This is a genomic window from Pseudomonas sp. fls2-241-TYG-175 (genome assembly GCF_030209155.1).
In the GTDB taxonomy this organism is placed as follows: domain Bacteria; phylum Pseudomonadota; class Gammaproteobacteria; order Pseudomonadales; family Pseudomonadaceae; genus Aquipseudomonas; species Aquipseudomonas viridiflava.
The window spans coordinates 24,828-44,723 of sequence record NZ_JARVSO010000001.1; the positions used below are offsets into that span (position 1 = coordinate 24,828).

Here is a 19,896-nt window from a genome sequence, read left to right on the forward strand (position 1 = left end):
TTCTGTCTCGCTTGACTAACCAGCATGCTCACTGACTGTTGAAGCGCTGGACGACAAGTGAGGCCCCTTTTACGAGTTTAGGAGCAACTTCATGCAACTTGGGATTATTGGACTGGGCCGCATGGGCGGCAATATCGCACGGCGTTTGATGCTCGATGGTCACACCACCGTGGTGTATGACCGTGACGAAGCGTCACGCAGCGCCCTGGCCAATGAAGGCTCGACGCCAGCGGCCGATCTGGCCGAACTGGTGGGTGCCCTGCAGGCGCCGCGTGCAATCTGGGTCATGCTGCCAGCGGGCGCACCGACCGAGGACACGATTCAGATCCTGAGCCAGTTGCTTGAGCCCGATGACGTGATCATCGACGGCGGCAACACGTTCTATAAAGACGACATCCGTCGTGCGCAGGAACTCACCGACAAGGGGCTGCACTACGTGGACGTCGGTACGTCCGGTGGTGTCTGGGGGCTGGAGCGCGGTTACTGCATGATGATCGGTGGCGAGAAAGCGATCGTTGATCGTCTCGACCCGCTGTTTGCCACGCTGGCGCCCGGCATGGGCGATATCCCGCGCACCAGGGATCGCAATTCGACCGATCACCGTGCCGAGCATGGCTATATCCATGCCGGCCCTGCCGGTTCAGGTCACTTTGTGAAGATGATCCACAACGGCATCGAGTACGGAATGATGCAGGCCTTCGCGGAAGGCTTCGATCTGCTCAAGCAGAAGAACTCCGAACACCTGCCAGCCGAACAGCGCTTTGACCTGAACACTGCAGACATCGCTGAAGTGTGGCGTCGTGGCAGCGTCGTCTCGTCCTGGTTGCTGGACCTTACAGCTGACGCACTGGCCACCGATCCACAGCTGGATGCGTTCTCCGGCTCGGTTGCCGACAGCGGTGAAGGCCGCTGGACCATCGAGGCCGCCATCGAGCAGGCTGTTCCGGTTCCTGTATTGTCCAGCGCGCTGTTTGCGCGATTCCGCTCCCGCCAGACCAGCTCCTACGCTGACAAGATGCTGTCGGCCATGCGCTTTGGTTTCGGTGGTCACAAGGAACCCAAGTAATGGGCCTGTCACGCGGCACATCCGAGCAAAAAGCCGACGTCGCACCGCCAACAACGCTGTTTCTGTTCGGTGCGCACGGGGACCTTGTCAAACGCCTGCTGATGCCGGCGCTCTACAATCTGGCGCGTGACGGTCTGGTTGACTCAGGCCTGCACATTGTCGGTGTCGATCACAACGCGATCAGCGACGCCGATTTTGCGAAGAAGCTTGAAAACTTCATTCGTGACGAATCTGCCGCGAAGGTCTCCGAGTCGGGCAAGGATCCTCTGGACCCCGAATTGTGGGGCAAGCTTGCCGAGCGAATCAGTTATGTGCAGGGCGACTTCCTGGATGACTCCACTTATCTGGACATCGAAAGCAAGATAAAGAGCACCGGCTCTGCCAACGCGGTGTTCTATCTTGCTACGGCACCGCGCTTCTTCAGTGAAGTGGCGGCGCGTCTGGGGTCGTCCGGTCTGTTGAAGGAAACCGAAGACGGATTTCGTCGCGTGGTGATCGAGAAGCCTTTCGGCTCCGATCTGGCCAGTGCGGTGGAGTTGAACAATTGCCTGCTCAAGGTGATGAGCGAAAAGCAGATTTATCGCATCGATCATTATCTGGGCAAGGAAACGGTGCAGAACATTCTGGTCAGCCGTTTCTCCAACGGGCTGTTCGAGTCGTTCTGGAACAACCATTACATTGACCATGTGCAGATCACTGCTGCGGAAACGGTTGGCGTTGAAACCCGTGGCAGTTTCTACGAAAACACCGGTGCTCTGCGCGACATGGTTCCCAATCATCTGTTTCAGCTGCTGGCGATGGTTGCCATGGAGCCACCGGCCGCCTTTGGTGCCGATGCCGTGCGCGGCGAAAAGGCCAAGGTGGTAGGGGCGATTCGTCCCTGGAGCGAAGAAGAGGCATTGGCCAATTCGGTACGCGGTCAGTATGCGGAAGGTGAGATGTCCGGCCGCAAGGTGCCGGGCTATCGTCAGGAAGACCGCGTTGCAGCTGACAGCACCACGGAAACCTACGTGGCGCTCAAGGTCATGGTCGACAACTGGCGCTGGGTAGGCGTGCCGTTCTACCTGCGCACCGGCAAGCGCATGAGTGCGCGCAGTACCGAGATCGCCATCTGCTTCAAGCCCGCGCCCTATGCGCAGTTCCGCGATACCGAGGTGGATCGGCTCAAGCCGAACTATCTGCGCATCCAGATTCAGCCCAACGAAGGCATGTGGTTCGATCTGTTCGCCAAGCGCCCTGGCCCGACGCTGGAGATGGAAGACATCGAGCTTGGTTTTGCCTACAAGGACTTCTTCGAGATGCAGCCGTCGACCGGCTATGAAACGCTGATCTACGACTGCCTTACTGGAGATCAGACGCTGTTCCAGCGTGCTGACAATATCGAAAACGGCTGGCGCGCCGTGCAGCCGTTTCTCGATGCCTGGGCCAAAAAGCCCGAGGTCACGCTGTACGAGGCCGGCAAGGATGGTCCTGAAGTCGGTGACGAGTTGTTGAGCCGGGATGGTCGTGAATGGCGGGAACTTAATGTCTGAACACACTGATGTGTCTGTGTCCGAACGGTCTGTACGTTTTCTGCTTTCCGATATCGATGGTACATTGCTTCGCCCCGATCACAGCCTGAGTCAGGCCAACATCGACGCCGTGCATGATCTGCAACTGGCGGGTGTCCATTTCACCCTGGCCAGCAGTCGACCGCCGCGTGCGATGCGTGAAGTGATCGAGGCGCTGGGCATCGAGCTGCCAACGGTTGCGTTCAACGGCGGGACCATTACCCACGCTGATGGCCGCCTGCTGGCGGCGCACCGCATCGACCCGTCGGCAGTACGCACCTGCCTTGATCTCTTTGCGACCCAGAAAGTCTCGATCTGGGTGTTCGCCGATGACGACTGGCTGCTGCTCGATCCCGAGGGCGACTATGTCGAGCATGAGCGCGATGCGCTGGGCTATGAGCCGGTTCGGGTGAGCAGCTTCGAGCCCTATCTGGATCGTGTCGACAAGATTGTCGCCGCGAGCAAGGACTTCGAACTGCTGAAGACGCTTGAAACACGTCTGAATCCACTCATCGACGGGTTGGCGCTGGCGGCGCGTTCGCAGCGTTATTACCTGGATGTCACGGCGCTGGAAGCGAACAAGGGCTCTGCGCTGGTTGCTCTGGCCGACTACCTGGGTGTTGACCTCGCGCACACGGCAGCCATCGGCGACGGCGGCAACGACGTGGCGATGTTTCACAAGGCCGGTGTTTCGATTGCGATGGGGCAGGGCGAGGCCAGTGTGCTGAGTCAGGCTGACCATGTCACCGGCAGCAATGTCGAGGATGGTGTCGCAACCGCTATCAGGCGTTACATCCTGGGCTGACAACGTCGCTGCCCGCTGGGGCGGCGATGCTGTATCTCACCTGTCTGTATTTCTTGTCTGTATCTCCCTTGTCTGTATTTAACTTGCGTGGGCTTCACAAGAGCGGGTATTCATGACGGCAACTGTTCATAAATCAGAGCATTACGAATGGCCGCATTGATTGAAGACTACGCACTGCTGGGAAATTGTCAGACTGCCGCGCTGGTATCACGCGATGGGTCGCTGGACTGGCTGTGCTTCCCGCGTTTCGACTCTCCTTCCTGCTTCTCGGCCTTGCTGGGCGACAGCGACCACGGCCGCTGGAAGATCGCGCCACACGCAGAAATCGTTTCCGTCGAGCGGCGTTACCGCAACGGAACGCTGATTCTGGAAACCGTGTTCGAAACCCGTGAGGGTCGGGCAATGCTGGTCGATTTCATGCCCATGAACACGTCCGGGCATGTCGTGCGCAATGTGGTCGGTCTGTCCGGAGAGGTCGCGTTCGACATGGATCTGGCCATTCGCTTCGATTACGGCAGCAGCGTGCCCTGGGTCGAGAAGAAGGATCCGCACACGCTGACAGCTGTCGCAGGGCCGGAAATGCTCGTGTTGCGCAGTCCGGTACCGCTGCTCCCTCAGGATCATCACACCGCCAGTCACTTCAAGGTCGTCGAGGGCGAGAGCAAGGTATTCACCCTGGCGTACCAGGCGTCTTATCTGCCGGTTCAGGCGAGCATCGATACGGTGCACGCGCAGGAAGAAACCGAGCGCTACTGGCGCGAGTTTTCGGATCGCTGCCCAGACGTCGGCCCCTGGACCGATCAGGTCAAGCGCTCGCTGATCACGCTCAAGGCGATGACCTTCGCCCCGACTGGCGGAATCGTGGCTGCCGTCACGACCTCGCTGCCCGAGCAACTGGGTGGTGAACGCAACTGGGATTACCGCTATTGCTGGCTGCGGGATGCAACCATGACCCTGCTGGCCTTCATGAACCTGGGCTACTTCGAGGAGGCGACGGCATGGCGCAACTGGCTGCTGCGCTCGGTGGCAGGCAACCCGGAACAGATTCAGATCATGTATGGCGTGGGCGGTGAGCGACGCCTGGCCGAATATGAACTGCCCTGGTTAAGCGGTTATGAGGGCTCGCAACCCGTGCGTATCGGCAACGGCGCTGCCACTCAGGTTCAGCTGGATGTGTATGGCGAAGTGGCTGATGCCATGATTCAGGCACTCAAGGGCGGCATGCCACGTCATCCCCGCAGCGTCGCGATTTCCAAAGTGGTCATGCCGTTTCTGGAAAAGGTCTGGCATCGGCCAGACGCCGGGATCTGGGAGATCCGCTCCGAGCCTCGACACTTCACCCACTCCAAGGTCATGGCTTGGGTCGCGTTCGACCGTAACGCCACGCAGATCGCTCAAGCGGCCGAGAGCGACGAAGACCGCGCGCTGGCCAGGCATTACCGGCACGTGGCTGATGAAATCCACGCCGACGTCTGCAATAACGGCTTCGATGCGCAGCTGAACAGTTTCGTGCAGACCTACGGTGCCAAAGAGGTCGATGCCAGTCTGCTGCAGATTGTGCTGACCGGTTTTCTGCCTGCCGATGATCCACGTGTGATCGGCACAGTGGCCGAGATCGAGCGCACGTTGATGCAGGATGGTCTGTTGCTGCGCTACGACGGCGAGCGGAGTGTGGATGGCGTGTCGGGCAGCGAGGGCACGTTTCTGGTCTGTTCGTTCTGGCTGGCCGATGCCTACGTGCTACTGGGCAGGGCCGACGAAGCGGCGGCCTTGTTTGGCAGGCTTTGCGACCTGTGCAATGACGTCGGCCTGCTGGCCGAGCAATACGACCCGAAGGCTGGGCGTATGCTCGGGAATTTCCCGCAGGCGTTCAGTCACATCGGCATCATCAATACCGCGCTGAACCTTCACGGGACGGTGTGTCCTGCCAGGGCGCGTACTTCCGGCGGGATCGACGGCTGCGTCTGATTATCACTGCTGAAGCGTCAGCCGGCCTTGCGAAAGGTCAGGTTGATGCGCTGCTCGCCTAGCTGGGGATGCACGGCTGGCTTGACGGGCAGTATCCCGTGAAAGCGCAGTCGATCTTCGCCGCCCCAGACCACCACATCGCCATGAAACAGCGATATACGCTCAGGCCTGTCGCTGCGCTGCAGGCCGCCGAACTGGAATATGGCGGGAATACCCAGTGATACGGACACGACCGGCCAGCGGTGGTCGTGTTCGTCCTTGTCCTGATGCAGGGACATCTTCGCACCGGGAACGTAGCGATTGATCAGGCAGGCATCGGGCACAAAGTCGGCGAAGCCGGCCTTCTGCGCGGCGTCTTGAGCCAGTTCCAGAAAGATGTCAGGCATTGAGGGCCAGGGCTGGCCGGTTTGCGGGTTTTTGTGGCTGTAGCGATAGCCGTGAGGATCGGTAACCCAGCCCAGCGAGCCGCAACTGCTCAGCGCCGCTGACATGGTGTGGCCGCCAGGTGTGACCATGTGCCTGAACGGCGCCCCGGACAGCGTTTCATGCAGTGCGGGCAATAACCGTTCGATGAGCGGCAGGGCAAGGCCGCGAAACAGCCATGACTGTGGACCTATCTGCAGGGTGGACGCGGGCTGGGGCTCTTCACCGGCAAACAGATCGAAGGTAGCGGAAAGGTCGGTCTTGCGCTGCATGATCGGATTCAATACCTGCTACGGTCTACAGAGCCTTGCTGACTTTGACGTCGCTGATCTGGTCGTCGCCGTGGCCGTGCATCTTCTCCAGCGCAGCGCGGGCTTCTTCGACGGATGCAGACTGCAACTGGGCGAATTCAAAGCGGCGCTCGCCGTTGAGTTTGTAGCTGACGGCGTATTTGGTGGTGCGAGCGGGACTGTTCATGGCGATTCCTTGTATCGGCGTATCAGCGCAGGCTGGAGGTCGAGCGACGTACGATCTTGATGGAATGGGTGAAGGCCGGTTTGCGACCCGGATTGGCATCCGGCTTGCGTCCGGTGGTGTCGATGGTGATGTTCCAGAAACCGGTGCTTGGCGCTGCGATCTTGGCCGGAAACGTATCGAACGCACCGCCGTGATAAGTGTGACGACCGCCGTTCTTGAAGGCGCGAAAATTGGCGTCGTTCATCAGGCGGATATTACAGAGCTGTGAGCACTGGATGACGACCAGATCGTCCTCGTTCAGGTGCTCACGCTGGTGTACGAATTTCATGTAAAACTCCGGGGAATGTCTTTTTCTGAAAAATCAAAACGATAGCATGCGGCGTAGGCCAATTGACGTCAAAGAGCGGTTAATTGTGCTCTTTATGGACAAAAAAGCGTTTCTCGGGAATTTAATCGGGCCCATGCTGGTCGTACCACCTTTATTTGGAGGATTGTATGAAACTGGCAGTTGTAATCCTGGCACTGGCAATGACTGGCTGCGCGACGGTGAATGACATCGAGCATACGCCTGCCACCATGAGCGTGATCTCGGGCAAGAACCCTCAGGAGTACGCAGACTGTTTCATCGAGAAGATCAGCAGCAGTCGCGCGACGCCTTCTGTAGAGCCTCATCACGAAGGACTGCGCCTGATTGTCGCGCAGAAAATGAGCAAGTCACCGACCGCCGTGATTGACGTTGAAACCCGCTCGGGAGGCAGCTCGATCAAGGTCTATGAGCGTCTGGCCAATGTGCCGATCCGCTTTCGCGACGTTCAGCATGCTGCAGAGGCCTGCATATCGGGTTGATAGAGGCCGCCCGCCGAGCCTGATGCCGAGGCGGGCTGAATCAACGGCTTACTTGCAGACGACCAGAACGCTGCGGCTTTTGTAGTTGCCGACATCCACGCCCAGGGTCTTTTCGCTTTCTGCCGGCTGTGGCGTGCCGTCGGTGCCGACGATCTCGTAGCCGGTGCCTGCGCACGAGGCGTCGGCTTTCTCATAACAGCTCGCCCAGGACATGGCTTCGCCCGAGCAGTCGATGCTCAGCCCCTGCTTGCCGTTTTTCAGATAGGTGTTGGATGCGGTGGCACAGCCGGTGAGGCCCAGTACGGCAATAATGGACAAAAGTCTGATCATGTTTTTCGCTTCAGAAGAATAAGGCCAGCGGACTGGCGGATGCGGTGTTTGGACTGGCGAGCGGTGCCATCGTTCCGCCATGTTTCAAGGATAAATACAGCGCGTCACTTTTCTGCCATCGCGCTGGAAGCCGCTTCGTCAGGAGCTGAGAAGTGACCGATGGATTCATTTATCGGACGCACATATCTCGGCTACGCTTGGGCAGATCATGGTCTGCATGCATCGTCGGTAAACTGGCGGTGTGTGGTCTGGGCACGCAGTTCAATGCAAACGCCATGCCTGCGCAAGGGCTCGGCAGGTTGTGTTCGATGGTCGCTATATAAGCGTTTTTGCGGAACTATCTGCGCTCATGTGCCTCTACCATGACATCCTACGGCCTGTGGCGGGCATTGTAAGGTGACTGCCGCCTGATTAGACTGCGCCGTTAACACCAACAGCCCTTATCAAGGACTTTTATGATCAAGAAATGCTTGTTCCCAGCAGCCGGTTACGGCACTCGCTTTTTGCCAGCGACAAAGGCCATGCCCAAGGAAATGCTGCCGGTGGTCAACAAGCCACTGATCCAATACGGTGTAGAAGAGGCCCTTGCTGCAGGCCTGAAAGAGATTTCCATCGTAACCGGTCGCGGCAAGCGCGCCTTGGAAGACCATTTCGATATCAGCTACGAGCTCGAGCACCAGATCAAGGGCACCGACAAGGAAAAATACCTGGTCGGTATCCGTAAGCTGATCGACGAGTGCAGCTTCTCCTACACCCGTCAGACCGAAATGAAAGGCCTGGGTCACGCGATCCTCAGTGGTCGCCCACTGATCGGCAACGAAGCTTTTGCTGTCGTTCTGGCGGATGACCTGTGTGTCAACCTGGACGGCGACGGTGTTCTGGCTCAGATGGTCAAGCTGCATAATTACTATGGCTGCTCGATCATCGCCATTCAGGAAGTCGATCCGCAGGAGACCAATAAGTACGGCGTTATTGCGGGCAAGGAAATTGAAGATGGTCTTTTCCGTGTTACCGATATGGTCGAGAAGCCAGATCCAAAAGACGCGCCTTCCAATTTGGCGATCATCGGCCGTTACATCCTGACGCCGGATATCTTCGAAAAAATCGAAAACACTGCTCCGGGCAAAGGCGGTGAGATTCAGATCACTGATGCTCTGATGAAACAGGCCGCTGAAGGTAAGGTATTGGCCTACAAATTCAAGGGCCAGCGTTTTGACTGCGGCGGCGCCGAAGGTTACATCGAAGCAACCAACTTCTGCTTCGAGCACTTCTACAAGACTGGCAAGGCTTACTGATTCATCTGCCTGCCGTGTTTCAAGTCAAGGCCACCTTCGGGTGGCTTTGTCATTTCTGACTGGCCGCCAAGCGGTTATGCTGTGCCCCTGCTAAGGAGACATTGATGGCTTACGATTTCGATCTGTTTGTAATTGGCGCGGGTTCAGGTGGCGTCAGGGCGGCACGTTTTGCTGCCGGTTTTGGTGCAAAGGTGGCGGTTGCCGAAAGCCGTTATCTGGGCGGGACCTGTGTCAACGTCGGGTGCGTTCCCAAAAAGCTGATGGTCTACAGCTCGCATTTCTCTGAGGATTTCGAGCACGCCAAAGGCTTTGGCTGGTCACTGGGCAAGGCGAGTTTCGACTGGCCGACCCTGATCGCCAACAAGGATCGCGAGATCAACCGCCTCAACGGCATCTATCGCAAGTTGCTGGTCGACAGCGGCGTCACGCTGCATGAAGGTCACGCAAAGATCGTGGGTGCGCAAAAGGTCGAGATCAACGGCCAGACCTACAGCGCCGAACGTATTCTGATTGCAACCGGCGGCTGGCCGCAGATTCCTGATGTGCCGGGTCGCGAGCATGCCATTTCCTCGAATGAAGCTTTCTTCCTCAAGGAATTGCCGAAGCGCATCGTAGTGGTGGGCGGCGGTTACATTGCTGTCGAGTTCGCCTCCATCTTCAACGGTCTGGGCGCGGAAACGACGCTGGTTTACCGGGGTGAAATGTTCCTGCGTGGTTTCGACGGCAGTGTGCGCACGCATCTTCACGAAGAACTGCTCAAGCGTCACATGGATATCCGTTTCAACAGCGACATCGAGCGTATCGACAAGCAGGCTGATGGCACGCTGAAGTTGAGCATGAAAGGCGGCGGCACGCTGGAAACCGACTGTGTGTTCTACGCCACGGGCCGTCGTCCGATGCTCGATAACCTCGGGCTGGACAGCGTCAATGTCAAGCTCGACAAGCACGGCTATATTGAAGTCGACGAAAACTACCAGAGCAGCGAGCCATCCATTCTGGCGATCGGCGATGTCATTGGTGGTGTGCAACTGACTCCGGTCGCGCTGGCCGAAGGCATGGCGCTGGCCCGGCGCCTGTTCAAGCCGGAGCAATACCGTCCGGTGGATTACAACCATATCCCGACGGCGGTGTTCAGCCTGCCCAACATCGGTACGGTGGGTCTGACCGAAGAGGCGGCGATCGAGGCTGGGCATGAGGTGCAGATCTTCGAAAGCCGTTTCCGGCCGATGAAGCTCACGCTGACCGACGATCAGGAGCGCACCCTGATGAAGCTGGTGGTCGATGCCAAAACCGACCGCGTGCTGGGTTGCCATATGGTGGGGCCGGATGCGGGCGAAATCGTGCAGAGTCTGGCGATTGCGATCAAGGCGGGCGCGACCAAGCAGGTGTTCGACGACACCATTGGTGTGCATCCGACCGCTGCAGAAGAGTTTGTCACCATGCGTACACCGGTTAAACGCTAGATCAGGCAATGTCCGGGACTCAGGATGAGTCCCGGAGTGACATAGACCAAAGGAAGGACCCCTCCAATGAACAGGCAAAAACCGACGTCCGTGATGCCCTTGCATTCGACCGGTCACGAACAGGGCTCCCTGCAGCAGATCGATGTGCTGCGCGAGAGCGAGCGTCAATTCAGATTACTCGCCGACAACATGAGCCAGCTGGCCTGGACGGCTGATCCCCGTGGCCATGTTCAGTGGTACAACGAACGCTGGTATTTGTATACCGGGTCTTCGCTTGAGGCAATGCGAGCGCTGGGCTGGCGTTCCGTTCTTCATCCCGAGCACCGCGAGCGCGTCATGGCCCGTCTGCAATACTGCTTTGCTACAGGCTCCATCTGGGAAGACACTTTTGCATTGCGTTCCAGGGACGGCGCTTTCAGCTGGTTCCTCTCGCGGGCATCGCCAATGCGCGACGAGCAGGGTCACATCACTTACTGGCTGGGCACTCACACCGATATCACGGCTCAGGTGCGGGCCGAAGAAGCGCTTCGCGAGCTGAACGAAAATCTGGAGCAGCGGGTTGCCGAGCGTACTCAGGAACTGGCGCGTGCCAATGAGTTGCTGCAGATCGAGATCAGCGAACGGGCGCAGGCCGAAGAGGTGTTGCGTCACGCGCAGAAGATGGACGCCGTCGGCCAATTGACTGGCGGCATTGCTCACGACTTCAACAATATGCTGACGGGCGTGCTGGGTGCGCTGGATTTCATCAGGCGCCGGGTTGCAGCGGGTCGTCTCGATGATGTCGAGCGCTACGTCAATGCTGCGATTGCGTCCGCCAATCGCGCCGGAGCGCTGACCCAGCGGTTGCTGACGTTCGCCAGGCGTCAGGCGCTCAATACCTGTGCGGTTGATGTCAATCGGATGGTTCGCTCCATGCAGGAACTGCTGCAGGGCACGTTATCCGACCGAATCTTCCTGTATTTCGAATTCGATGAGGCTTTGCGGTTGATCCGCACCGATGAGCATCAGTTGGAAAACGCCTTGTTGAATCTGGTCATCAATGCGCGCGATGCAATGCCGGGCGGCGGTCGGTTGCAGGTGCTGACTCGGGCCGTAACCATCAGTAAGCCGCAGGGTGCGCTGCCACCGGGCGAGTACGTTGTCCTCAGCGTTGCGGATGATGGCTGCGGTATCAGTCAGGAGGTGATCGATAAGGTGTTCGATCCGTTCTTCACCACCAAGCCTGTCGGCCAGGGGACAGGGCTGGGATTGTCGATGGTCTACGGCTTCATCAGGCAGACCGGCGGGCATGTGCAGATCGAAAGCGCTGAGGGGCAGGGGACTCGTGTCGATCTGTATCTGCCCTGTGAAACGGACTCACTGAACTGAACGTCCTCTCATGCCTCAGGGTGCGGTCGGTTTCTTCCGGGTCGAACTGACCTTGGGAGATGGCTCGCCAGCAGCTTTCAGAGCTTCCAGCGCCACTTCCTTTTTGATCAGCAGCAGCTCCAGCACCCGGTTCTGCTGCTGAGCATCCTTCAGGCCTTGCTTGAGGTCGACAGTGTCTTCCTGAAGGTTTCGTACCTTTTCCTCCAGCAGGGCGCATTGGGTCTGACCTTGCTGGTGTTCCCTCATCGATGCTGCGGCTTGAGCGCCGGCCTTGTCCGTCAGGTCCTTCTGAATATTCAGGTCGCGTTGTGTGCTGCGAGTCTCTGCCAGCAATCGTTCGTTGTCGCGGTTCAGGCGGGTGATGTCTTCCTGTCGAATGCTCAGGCTCTGCTGTGCCTGTCTCAGCTCCATCTGTAACTGCTGGACCTGACCTTCATGGCGTTGCTGCTCATGCTCGCGCTGCTCCCGGATCGAATTGCGATAGTGCTCCAGCGCATCGCGCGCATGCTGATGCTTTTCTTCAAGGGAGCGGATCTGCTCATTCTTGTCCAGCAGGCGGGAATCCAGGTCCGAGTTGGCTTGAGTCAGTCGGGTGTTTTCGCTTCGCACGGTGAGCAGGGTTTCTTGCAAGTCGAGCAGGGCAGTGGCTTGTCGCTCCAGCGTCTGATCCTTCTGCTGGATCTGCTCACTCAGATCTTCCGTTTTCTTCTGCGCCGCCGAGAGCGCTTCCTGCAAGGTTGCGCACTTGGCGGCGTGGTCCACGCATAGCAGGTCAATGCGTTCCTGCGCCTGTCCCTGCAACCGGTCGGCAAGATTGGCAACTAGCTCTGTCAGCTCTTCATTGATATCGGGCGCAGGTGAATGAGCGGCTTCAAGCTCCTTCAAATACCGATGGATGGTGGTTTTCGACCCGGTATTGCCCATTTCGATACGTACTGCATCAATGCTGGGGTTTTCACCGCGGGCGAGCAGGGCGGACCTTGCCTTGAGCACCAATGCCTTGTTTACGCCGCCCCGTGCCATGTCTGCTCCTACGATTTCGTACTGTGGTATGTACCCTGTATTTACATACTATATCGATTAAGAAATAACGTCATTATGAGAATTCAATGGCACGGGATATTGGCGTATTATCCCGTGTCAGACGCCCTGGACGATGATTTGCGCTCCCGGCCGGTACACCTACGCAGGTTTTGCTCATGAATGATGTCGATCGTTATCTGGAAGCGGCCACCCGAGACAACACGCGCCGCAGCTATCGGGCTGCCATCGAGCACTTCGAAGCGACGTGGGGCGGATTTCTGCCGGCGACCAGCGAGAGCGTGTCGCGATATCTGGCGCAGTACGCGGGTGAGCTGTCGGTCAATACCTTGAAGTCGCGCCTGTCGGCGTTGTCTCAGTGGCATTCCAGTCAGGGGTTCGTCGATCCGACGCGCTCACCTGTCGTGCGCAAGGTGCTCAAAGGTATTCGCGCCCTGCATCCGGCGCAGGAAAAGCAGGCCGAGCCCTTGCAGTTGCATGATCTGGAGCGGGTTGTCACTTGCCTTGAGGTCGAAGCGCTTCAGGCGCAGGCCCGTAACGATCAGCCCGCACTGTTGCGCTGTCGACGGGACACGGCGTTGATCCTGCTGGGGTTCTGGCGGGGATTTCGCAGCGACGAGCTGTGTCGTCTGCAGATTCAGGACGTCAAAGCGATTTCCGGTGCGGGCATCAGCCTTTATCTGCCCCGTAGCAAAGGTGATCGGGAAAACGCAGGCAGGACTTACCAGACGCCGGCCTTGCAGCGACTGTGTCCGGTTCAGGCTTATATAGACTGGATCAACTGTTCGGCACTGGTGCGCGGCCCGGTATTCCGGGCCGTGGATCGCTGGGGCAATCTGGGCGAGGAGGGGCTGCACGCCAACAGCATCATTCCTGTGTTGCGTCAGGCGCTGAGCCGCGCCGGGATTGCCGCGCAACAGTACACCAGCCACTCGCTGCGTCGTGGTTTCGCGAGCTGGGCGCACCGTAGCGGCTGGGACCTCAAGTCACTGATGGCCTATGTGGGCTGGAGGGACATGAAGTCCGCGATGCGTTACATTGAGGCCGCACCATTTTTGAGCTCTCCCGAGAGCCAGAGCGGCCTGAAGGTTTCTTCTATTGATAAGCCGCTTCCATAGCGAAAAGCAATCAGTGACATCAGGTTTGCCAATGAGCCTTTGTCATCGATCATGCGTAAGCTTCACTTCATCGAAATCACAACCCATCAGGAGATATACCGATGCCTATCATCAACAGCCAGGTAAAACCGTTCAAGGCAACTGCTTACAAGAACGGCTCTTTCGTTGACGTTTCGGATGCCGACTTCAAAGGCAAGTGGTCTGTCGTATTCTTCTACCCGGCCGACTTCACCTTCGTTTGCCCGACCGAACTGGAAGACCTCGCTGACAACTACGCTGAGTTCCAGAAGCTGAACGTTGAAATCTACAGCGTTTCGACTGACACCCACTTTGCCCACGCTGCATGGCACAACACCTCGCCTGCAATCGGCAAGATCCAGTACACCATGATCGGCGACCCGACCCTGACCATTTCGCGCAACTTCGACGTGCTGATCGAAGAAGCCGGTCTGGCTGACCGCGGTACTTTCGTGATCAACCCTGAAGGTCAGATCAAGATCGTCGAGCTGAACGATGGCGGCGTAGGCCGTGACGCTTCCGAGCTGCTGCGCAAGATCAAGGCTGCTCAGTACGTTGCTGCTCACCCGGGTGAAGTCTGCCCAGCCAAGTGGAAAGAAGGCGAGGCCACTCTGGCTCCGTCTCTGGACCTGGTCGGCAAGATCTGAGTCGTATGAATCGGCTAGGGGCGTTGAGCTCTTGAGCAAGTAAACCGCATCGCCCCAAAAAACGCCCGGGCGGTCACCGCCTGGGCGTTGTTATTTCTACTCTCTGAAAATTTTGTCAAAGGAAGCCGCAACATGTTGGACGCCAATCTTAAAGCCCAGTTGAAATCTTACCTGGAGCGGGTCACTCGCCCCATCGAGATCGTCGCGTCCCTTGATGACGGCGCGAAGTCTCAGGAAATGCTTGCACTGCTCAACGATGTGATCAGTGTTTCCAAAGACGTCACCTTGAATGACAGCGGCACCCATGCGCGCACGCCATCGTTTTCGCTGAACAGCCCTGGCCACAATATCAGCCTGCGTTTCGCTGGTATCCCAATGGGTCACGAATTCACCTCGCTGGTCCTGGCGCTGCTGCAAGTCGGCGGCTACCCACCCAAGGTCAGTGCGGAAACCATCGAGCAGGTTCGCAATCTTCAAGGCGAATTCAAGTTCGAAACCTATTTCTCGCAGTCCTGCCAGAACTGCCCGGACGTTGTCCAGGCGCTGAACCTGATGGCAGTGCTGAACCCGAACATCAAGCACGTCGCAATCGACGGCGCGCTGTTCCAGGACGAAGTTACCGATCGCAAGATCATGTCGGTGCCAAGCATCTACCTGAACGGCGAGCTGTTTGGTCAGGGCCGCATGGGCCTGGAAGAAATTCTGGCCAAAATCGACACCGGTGCAGGGGCTCGTCAGGCCGAGAAACTCAATGCCAAAGAGGCGTTCGACGTTCTCGTGGTTGGCGGTGGCCCTGCCGGTTCGGCAGCTGCTGTTTATGCTGCACGTAAAGGCATTCGTACCGGTGTTGCCGCAGAGCGTTTCGGTGGTCAGGTGCTCGACACCATGGCCATCGAGAACTTCATCTCGGTCCAGCACACCGAAGGCCCGAAGCTGGCTGTAGCGCTCGAAGAGCACGTCAAGCAGTACGAAGTCGACATCATGAACCTGCAGCGCGCCGACAGGCTGATTCCAGGCGCAGCCGGTGAGTTGCACGAAGTGAAGTTCGCCAGCGGCGCGAGCCTTAAGGCCAAGACCGTGATTCTCGCCACCGGCGCACGCTGGAGGGAGATGAATGTTCCGGGCGAGCAGCAATACCGCAACAAGGGCGTGGCGTACTGCCCGCACTGTGACGGTCCGCTGTTCAAGGGCAAGCGCGTTGCAGTGATCGGCGGCGGTAACTCCGGCGTTGAAGCGGCCATCGACCTGGCGGGCATCGTTTCTCACGTGACCCTGCTGGAGTTCGACGTGCAGTTGCGTGCTGACGCGGTTCTGCAGCGCAAGCTGCACAGTCTGCCGAACGTGACCGTCATCACCAGTGCGCAAACCACTGAAGTGACCGGTGACGAGCAGAAGGTCAACGGCCTGCGTTACAAGAACCGCGTGACTGGTGAAGAAATCACCGTGCCGCTGGAAGGTATCTTCGTGCAGATCGGCCTGCTGCCTAACAGCGAATGGCTCAAGGGCTCCATCGAGCTGTCGCCGCGTGGCGAGATCGTGGTCGATTCGCGCGGTGAGACTTCGATACCCGGCGTTTTCGCTGCCGGTGACGTGACTGTGGCACCGTACAAGCAGATCATCATTGCTCTGGGCGAGGGTGCCAAGGCTTCGCTGAGTGCCTTTGACCACCTGATCCGTACGTCCGCGCCAGCCTGACAGGCCGCTGCTTAATAAAAAACCCCATGAGCGATCATGGGGTTTTTTCGTTTCTGGCGCAGGGTTACAGCGGCGTTGGCTGAATGATCTCGACCCAGTAGCCATCCGGGTCCTTGATGAACGCCAGGCTGTTCATGCGGCCATCGGACAGACGCTTTTGGAACTTCACGTTCAGCTTCTCGAAGCGTTCGCAGGCAGCGACTACGTCCGGAACCGACACGCAGATGTGGCCAAAGCCGCGCGGGTCGCTGTTGCCGTCGTGATAAACGGCCGAGGGGTCATTCTCGGTGCCGTGGTTGTGGGTCAGTTCCAGGATGCCTGGAATCGACTTCATCCACTCGTTACGAGCGGCATCATCGGCCGGAATCGCCTTTTTGTCGGTCAGTGCCAGAAAGTAGAGGCTGAACTCGGCTTCCGGGAAGTCGCGCTTCTCGACCAGGCTGAAGCCCAGCACGCGGGTGTAGAAATCCAGCGACGCAGTGATGTCTTTGACACGCAGCATGGTGTGGTTGAACACGAACTGCTGTGTAGCGGCTTCGGGTTCGGCGGTCACGCCTGGAATGGAATTGAGGTCTTGCAGGCTCATGAGTGTCTCCAACATGGGTATTAATGGTGCCAGATGATACGGAGCGGGGCGGCCTGTGCCAAACGCCTGCCGGGATAAAAGACCCTGGCCCCTTGCGAGTCGCTGGCGACAGGCTCAGACTTTCCGGTCAATCATTCCGATGGCCATGACCACCATGATTTTCCCGCAATGCCGATTTTCGCTCTTGAGCCTGTGCCTGCTGGCATGCAGTGCACCTGTGCAAGCCGCCGACGTGATGATCATCTGGCCCGCAGGCTGGGAGGTGGAGTCTTTGCCGGCAGCGGCGGACGCTCCCTCTCAACCTTCCGTGCAGGTCAGACAGCGTGCCGTCAAAAACGATCAGTCGGGTAATCCGCTGATGGTCATGGAGCTGACCCAGACACGTCTGGCGCCCGGGCATGAAGTCAATGTGCAGGGCGTTTTGCTGGAAATGCGCAAGGCGGTCCAGGTGAATTTCGCCAAAAGCGGTTTTCAGAGCGTCTGTACTCACGTACGCGATTCAAAGCTCAGCGTCGTCCCAGCGCTGGAGACTACCTGCACGGTCACCCAGAACGGCGTACACGTGCTCACGCAGACGCTGGTAGCGGCGGCCAACAAGGAAAAGGCATGGTCGTTGTCGTATGCCGGGTCGGCAGAGGGTTACGCGGCCAACAAGGATGAGGCATTGCAGATTCGGGAAAGCCTGCGTCTGGATGGGGAGCCTTGAGGGGAGGACTTTTCTGCAGGCAAAAAGAAGCCCGCCGAGGCGGGCATGGGGCGCTATTCCTTTAGCGGCCTTCACTATGGAACAGGGCATGTGAAAAATCTGTGAACCTCTTTCACGTTCGTCGCCTGACGCACACGCACCGCTTTTCGAGTGCCGCAAACGTTTGGCGTTAATTAACTACTGTGCCGCTACAAAGCTGACTGTTGGCTGAACAATGACTCGAAACTTTCAAGTTATAACTGTGAGCTGAATCGTATGAGCGCCAGCTGAAATATTGGCGTCATTATTTTGTTTGCGGTGATGCCGGACGTTCATATATGTACGGGTCAGTTCAGTCAGTGTTGTTTGGGGGGGGACGCTTCGGTGGGGTGACAAGTCTGCTGCACGCCAGCGCGATACTGATACAGACGACTGACAATAAGCCGGCCCTGCCTTTACCGCTAATAAAAAGCCCTGCGAGTGCAGGGCTTCCGGGTGCATAGTTGTGATCAGGCGCGAAGCCATGAATCAACAGTATCGACACCGTATTGCTCTTTCCAGGCTTTAAGGCCCCGGTGATTGCCGCCCTTGGTTTCGATCAGTTCACCGGTATGCGGGTTCTGATAAACCTTGACGACGCGTGCGCGGCGGCGCTTGGGGCCGGCGGGTGCAACCAGTGAGGTAGAGCTGCCCGGGTCCAGGATGGCAATGATGTCGCGCAGGCTTTTACCGTAGCTACCCATCAGTTCCTGGAGCTTTTGCTCGAATTCAATCTCCTTCTTCAGGCCGGCGTCATTCTTCAGGGCTTCCAGCTGTGCCAGCTGCTCCTGAAGGGCTTTTTCTGCTGCTCGAAACTCGGCAAGTCTGGACAAATAACACACTCCGACAATGTCATGGCTGTTGCCAGCCCAATAAAGCGATAAGACAAAACTGTTTGGCTGATCCGCTCGTACGGTCACTGCCCCTTACCCGCGTTATCCGCAAAAAATAAGCCTTCCTGGCTTGCCGTTACGCAGATAGAGGGTAGTTACAACTGTGTAGCGGACAAATAATGCACCTTTTTTTTGAGTTAGAAAATAGTCTTGTTGAAATTGACAAGAACCAACTGTGCGCAGCAGTTGTTTGTCGTGGGCGAGCCGTGTGTTATCCGGGGAAGCGATGTGTAAGTTATTTCTGATAATAGCTGTCGTCTGAAACTGGCGGACGAATCGCTGGCGCGGCAGGACATACGAAATGTCTGACAGACAAATACGAGTTCTCCATACATGTGTGGGAATTGTCTGAAAGCACCGCTGCAAAAGGGCTGGAGCGGCGAACGGCATGGCCATTTGCCGGATGCCGCTCAGCCCTTTGGCCTACAGCCCCTGCTGCAGGGCGGGGTCGTCAGGGTTCAGTTGTTCCAGCTCCGCCAGCAGGATCTGTACGTTCTGCAACTGGCCATTTTCCTTCCAGTACTGGATCAGCAGAACCCGTGCCCGACGGTTCGCCGGATCGTTCTGAACGATCTGCACCAGTTGTTTCTGGGCTGCTTCAAGCTGATCCAGGTCATGCAGCGCGACAGCCAGGTCGTAGCGGTAGTCGTTGTTCTGTGGTGCAAGCTCCGACGCCTTGGCCAGGCTGAGCAACGCGAACTCACCTTGCCCATGGTCCACCAGCCACATGCCCAGCGCATGTTGCAGCAGCGCCGAGTCGGGATGGTGCTCCAGCAGTCCGGCGAACAGGCTGCGCGCTTTCTCGGCCTGGCCTTTCTTGTCCAGCAGCTCGATGTGGGCCAGCGCAGCCTCGATGTTCTGGGGATCCAGAGCAGTGGCACGTTGCAAGGCTTTGAGTGCAGGTTCGAGATCGCCGGTCTGCAGGTAGAGCCTGGCGAGTTGCAACTGGTTGTCCACGGTTGCGGGCTGGCTTTCGAGGGCTTCCTGGAATGCCTCGGCGCTCTGCTGCAGCACGGCGAAATACAGCCCCAGGTCGTCGGGTGACAGGCCCAGCAGCGCGCTGGTCGCGCTGAATCTGACCGATTGCTCCTTGTCATCCAGCATCGGACCCAGCAACAGACTGCGCTGACTGCTGGATACCAGCTTGACGCTGGTGGCGATGGCCGCCTGGCGTACCTCGACCGACTCGTCCTTGAGGCTGGCGTCAATCAGCTTCAGAGCTTGCGGACTAGGGTAATTACTCAGTTCGGCAAGAAGGCTGACCCGGTGCGCATCGGAAAGGTCCGTGCGCGCCAGTTGCTGATACAGCACGCGCGCCGCGCCAGGCTTACCCTCATGTGCCTGCTTCAGTGCCTGTGTATAGGTGTGGGCCAGATTGGCAGGCGTGCTTTGCGTGGGCACATTGCGCCATCCCCAGAACAGCGCGGCGACGAGCAATACGGCGAGTACAGCGATCACGCCGCTGATCAAGCGACGGCGTTTGACGGATTGGGGAGATGAGCCGGGCATACCGATATCCATTGCTTGGCGGCTTGCAGCTTCGTGGAGTCGCTGGTCAGTGTCAAACGGCGAGGGTACTCGAA

Annotated in this window: 20 protein-coding genes; 12 read left to right on the plus strand and 8 right to left on the minus strand. The window is 58.1% G+C overall.

All coding sequences use genetic code 11. The features are described from left to right. Positions 1–91: 91 nt before the first annotated feature. From gnd to QRN20_RS00135, 4 genes are all read left to right on the plus strand, one after another. Entirely contained in the window at positions 92–1,066 is a 975-nt protein-coding gene (gnd, locus tag QRN20_RS00120; protein ID WP_029244568.1) for a phosphogluconate dehydrogenase (NAD(+)-dependent, decarboxylating), read from the plus strand. Beyond that, positions 1,066–2,598, plus strand: a complete 1,533-nt coding sequence (gene zwf, locus QRN20_RS00125) for a glucose-6-phosphate dehydrogenase (protein WP_122428734.1) — start codon at positions 1,066–1,068, stop codon at positions 2,596–2,598. Before gnd ends, zwf begins: the two co-directional genes overlap by 1 nt. After that, positions 2,591–3,421, plus strand: a complete 831-nt coding sequence (locus QRN20_RS00130) for an HAD family hydrolase (RefSeq protein WP_162864261.1) — start codon at positions 2,591–2,593, stop codon at positions 3,419–3,421. The genes zwf and QRN20_RS00130 overlap by 8 nt, the downstream gene beginning before the upstream one ends. A 147-nt stretch (positions 3,422–3,568) precedes the next feature. Further along, positions 3,569–5,389 (plus strand): glycoside hydrolase family 15 protein, encoded by a 1,821-nt coding sequence (locus QRN20_RS00135; protein WP_285359750.1) that lies wholly within the window; start codon positions 3,569–3,571, stop codon positions 5,387–5,389. Between the two features lie 17 nt (positions 5,390–5,406). On the opposite strand, the gene alkB is transcribed toward QRN20_RS00135, so the two are convergent. Genes alkB through QRN20_RS00150 form a run of 3 tightly spaced genes read right to left on the minus strand, consistent with a single transcriptional unit; the run spans position 5,407 to position 6,617 of the window. Further along, the gene (gene alkB, locus QRN20_RS00140; RefSeq protein WP_122605867.1) at positions 5,407–6,084 is read right to left on the minus strand and encodes a DNA oxidative demethylase AlkB; all 678 of its coding nucleotides are present in this window, start codon (positions 6,082–6,084) and stop codon (positions 5,407–5,409) included. A 25-nt stretch (positions 6,085–6,109) separates the two neighbouring features. Continuing rightward, complete coding sequence (locus tag QRN20_RS00145; RefSeq protein ID WP_029244573.1) at positions 6,110–6,289, minus strand: hypothetical protein; 180 nt, start codon at positions 6,287–6,289, stop codon at positions 6,110–6,112. A gap of 22 nt (positions 6,290–6,311) precedes the next feature. Then, entirely contained in the window at positions 6,312–6,617 is a 306-nt protein-coding gene (locus QRN20_RS00150; protein ID WP_004879678.1) for a DUF1883 domain-containing protein, read from the minus strand. A 167-nt stretch (positions 6,618–6,784) separates the two neighbouring features. On the opposite strand from QRN20_RS00150, the gene QRN20_RS00155 reads away from it, so the two are divergent. Next, entirely contained in the window at positions 6,785–7,135 is a 351-nt protein-coding gene (locus tag QRN20_RS00155; protein ID WP_029244574.1) for a hypothetical protein, read from the plus strand. Positions 7,136–7,183: 48 nt separating this feature from the next. Here QRN20_RS00155 and QRN20_RS00160 read toward each other — a convergent pair whose 3' ends face one another. Next, on the minus strand, positions 7,184–7,465 hold the full coding sequence (locus tag QRN20_RS00160; protein ID WP_004879674.1) for a hypothetical protein: 282 nt from the start codon (positions 7,463–7,465) through the stop codon (positions 7,184–7,186). 455 nt (positions 7,466–7,920) lie between these two features. Here QRN20_RS00160 and galU point away from each other — a divergent pair, with 455 nt between their 5' ends. The 3 genes from galU (at position 7,921) to QRN20_RS00175 (ending at position 11,591) form a co-directional block, all read left to right on the plus strand. Continuing rightward, the gene (gene galU / locus QRN20_RS00165) at positions 7,921–8,760 is read left to right on the plus strand and encodes a UTP--glucose-1-phosphate uridylyltransferase GalU (RefSeq protein ID WP_122414570.1); all 840 of its coding nucleotides are present in this window, start codon (positions 7,921–7,923) and stop codon (positions 8,758–8,760) included. 104 nt (positions 8,761–8,864) lie between these two features. Continuing rightward, a complete protein-coding gene (gene gorA, locus QRN20_RS00170) occupies positions 8,865–10,223 on the plus strand; it encodes a glutathione-disulfide reductase (RefSeq protein WP_122605865.1) in 1,359 nt (452 codons plus the stop codon). Between the two features lie 66 nt (positions 10,224–10,289). Further along, positions 10,290–11,591: a hybrid sensor histidine kinase/response regulator gene (locus tag QRN20_RS00175; RefSeq protein WP_029244577.1), complete on the plus strand. Its 1,302-nt coding sequence runs from the start codon at positions 10,290–10,292 to the stop codon at positions 11,589–11,591. A gap of 15 nt (positions 11,592–11,606) precedes the next feature. On the opposite strand, the gene QRN20_RS00180 is transcribed toward QRN20_RS00175, so the two are convergent. Continuing rightward, a complete protein-coding gene (locus QRN20_RS00180) occupies positions 11,607–12,614 on the minus strand; it encodes a DNA-binding protein (protein WP_058432690.1) in 1,008 nt (335 codons plus the stop codon). 176 nt (positions 12,615–12,790) lie between these two features. Here QRN20_RS00180 and QRN20_RS00185 point away from each other — a divergent pair, with 176 nt between their 5' ends. From QRN20_RS00185 to ahpF, 3 genes are all read left to right on the plus strand, one after another. Beyond that, complete coding sequence (locus QRN20_RS00185; RefSeq protein ID WP_122605863.1) at positions 12,791–13,750, plus strand: site-specific integrase; 960 nt, start codon at positions 12,791–12,793, stop codon at positions 13,748–13,750. 101 nt (positions 13,751–13,851) lie between these two features. Further along, on the plus strand, positions 13,852–14,415 hold the full coding sequence (ahpC, locus tag QRN20_RS00190) for an alkyl hydroperoxide reductase subunit C (protein ID WP_004879663.1): 564 nt from the start codon (positions 13,852–13,854) through the stop codon (positions 14,413–14,415). Positions 14,416–14,547: 132 nt separating this feature from the next. Beyond that, the gene (gene ahpF, locus QRN20_RS00195; protein WP_122605861.1) at positions 14,548–16,110 is read left to right on the plus strand and encodes an alkyl hydroperoxide reductase subunit F; all 1,563 of its coding nucleotides are present in this window, start codon (positions 14,548–14,550) and stop codon (positions 16,108–16,110) included. Between the two features lie 64 nt (positions 16,111–16,174). Here the strand turns inward: ahpF and gloA are convergent, their stop codons facing one another. Continuing rightward, positions 16,175–16,696, minus strand: a complete 522-nt coding sequence (gene gloA / locus QRN20_RS00200; protein ID WP_004879659.1) for a lactoylglutathione lyase — start codon at positions 16,694–16,696, stop codon at positions 16,175–16,177. A gap of 154 nt (positions 16,697–16,850) precedes the next feature. Between gloA and QRN20_RS00205 the strand changes: the two genes are divergently transcribed. After that, entirely contained in the window at positions 16,851–17,402 is a 552-nt protein-coding gene (locus tag QRN20_RS00205) for a DUF4946 domain-containing protein (protein ID WP_029244582.1), read from the plus strand. A 488-nt stretch (positions 17,403–17,890) separates the two neighbouring features. Here QRN20_RS00205 and QRN20_RS00210 read toward each other — a convergent pair whose 3' ends face one another. Both QRN20_RS00210 and QRN20_RS00215 read right to left on the minus strand, forming a co-directional pair. Then, complete coding sequence (locus QRN20_RS00210) at positions 17,891–18,253, minus strand: histone-like nucleoid-structuring protein, MvaT/MvaU family (protein WP_029244583.1); 363 nt, start codon at positions 18,251–18,253, stop codon at positions 17,891–17,893. 483 nt (positions 18,254–18,736) lie between these two features. Further along, positions 18,737–19,822, minus strand: coding sequence for a tetratricopeptide repeat protein (locus tag QRN20_RS00215; RefSeq protein WP_162999690.1), 1,086 nt, complete (start codon positions 19,820–19,822; stop codon positions 18,737–18,739). Positions 19,823–19,896: the final 74 nt, after the last annotated feature.

What these genes read in the sequence shown, in the direction of transcription:
- galU (WP_122414570.1), top strand. Translation starts at nt 7,921, where the DNA reads ATGATCAAGAAATGCTTGTTCCCAGCAGCCGGTTACGGCACTCGCTTT.
- QRN20_RS00150 (WP_004879678.1), bottom strand. Translation starts at nt 6,617, where the DNA reads ATGAAATTCGTACACCAGCGTGAGCACCTGAACGAGGACGATCTGGTC.
- ahpF (WP_122605861.1), top strand. Translation starts at nt 14,548, where the DNA reads ATGTTGGACGCCAATCTTAAAGCCCAGTTGAAATCTTACCTGGAGCGG.
- QRN20_RS00185 (WP_122605863.1), top strand. Translation starts at nt 12,791, where the DNA reads ATGAATGATGTCGATCGTTATCTGGAAGCGGCCACCCGAGACAACACG.
- QRN20_RS00215 (WP_162999690.1), bottom strand. Translation starts at nt 19,822, where the DNA reads ATGCCCGGCTCATCTCCCCAATCCGTCAAACGCCGTCGCTTGATCAGC.
- gorA (WP_122605865.1), top strand. Translation starts at nt 8,865, where the DNA reads ATGGCTTACGATTTCGATCTGTTTGTAATTGGCGCGGGTTCAGGTGGC.
- QRN20_RS00205 (WP_029244582.1), top strand. Translation starts at nt 16,851, where the DNA reads ATGATTTTCCCGCAATGCCGATTTTCGCTCTTGAGCCTGTGCCTGCTG.
- QRN20_RS00160 (WP_004879674.1), bottom strand. Translation starts at nt 7,465, where the DNA reads ATGATCAGACTTTTGTCCATTATTGCCGTACTGGGCCTCACCGGCTGT.
- gloA (WP_004879659.1), bottom strand. Translation starts at nt 16,696, where the DNA reads ATGAGCCTGCAAGACCTCAATTCCATTCCAGGCGTGACCGCCGAACCC.
- alkB (WP_122605867.1), bottom strand. Translation starts at nt 6,084, where the DNA reads ATGCAGCGCAAGACCGACCTTTCCGCTACCTTCGATCTGTTTGCCGGT.
- zwf (WP_122428734.1), top strand. Translation starts at nt 1,066, where the DNA reads ATGGGCCTGTCACGCGGCACATCCGAGCAAAAAGCCGACGTCGCACCG.
- ahpC (WP_004879663.1), top strand. Translation starts at nt 13,852, where the DNA reads ATGCCTATCATCAACAGCCAGGTAAAACCGTTCAAGGCAACTGCTTAC.
- QRN20_RS00130 (WP_162864261.1), top strand. Translation starts at nt 2,591, where the DNA reads ATGTCTGAACACACTGATGTGTCTGTGTCCGAACGGTCTGTACGTTTT.
- QRN20_RS00175 (WP_029244577.1), top strand. Translation starts at nt 10,290, where the DNA reads ATGAACAGGCAAAAACCGACGTCCGTGATGCCCTTGCATTCGACCGGT.
- QRN20_RS00135 (WP_285359750.1), top strand. Translation starts at nt 3,569, where the DNA reads ATGGCCGCATTGATTGAAGACTACGCACTGCTGGGAAATTGTCAGACT.
- QRN20_RS00155 (WP_029244574.1), top strand. Translation starts at nt 6,785, where the DNA reads ATGAAACTGGCAGTTGTAATCCTGGCACTGGCAATGACTGGCTGCGCG.
- QRN20_RS00180 (WP_058432690.1), bottom strand. Translation starts at nt 12,614, where the DNA reads ATGGCACGGGGCGGCGTAAACAAGGCATTGGTGCTCAAGGCAAGGTCC.
- QRN20_RS00145 (WP_029244573.1), bottom strand. Translation starts at nt 6,289, where the DNA reads ATGAACAGTCCCGCTCGCACCACCAAATACGCCGTCAGCTACAAACTC.
- gnd (WP_029244568.1), top strand. Translation starts at nt 92, where the DNA reads ATGCAACTTGGGATTATTGGACTGGGCCGCATGGGCGGCAATATCGCA.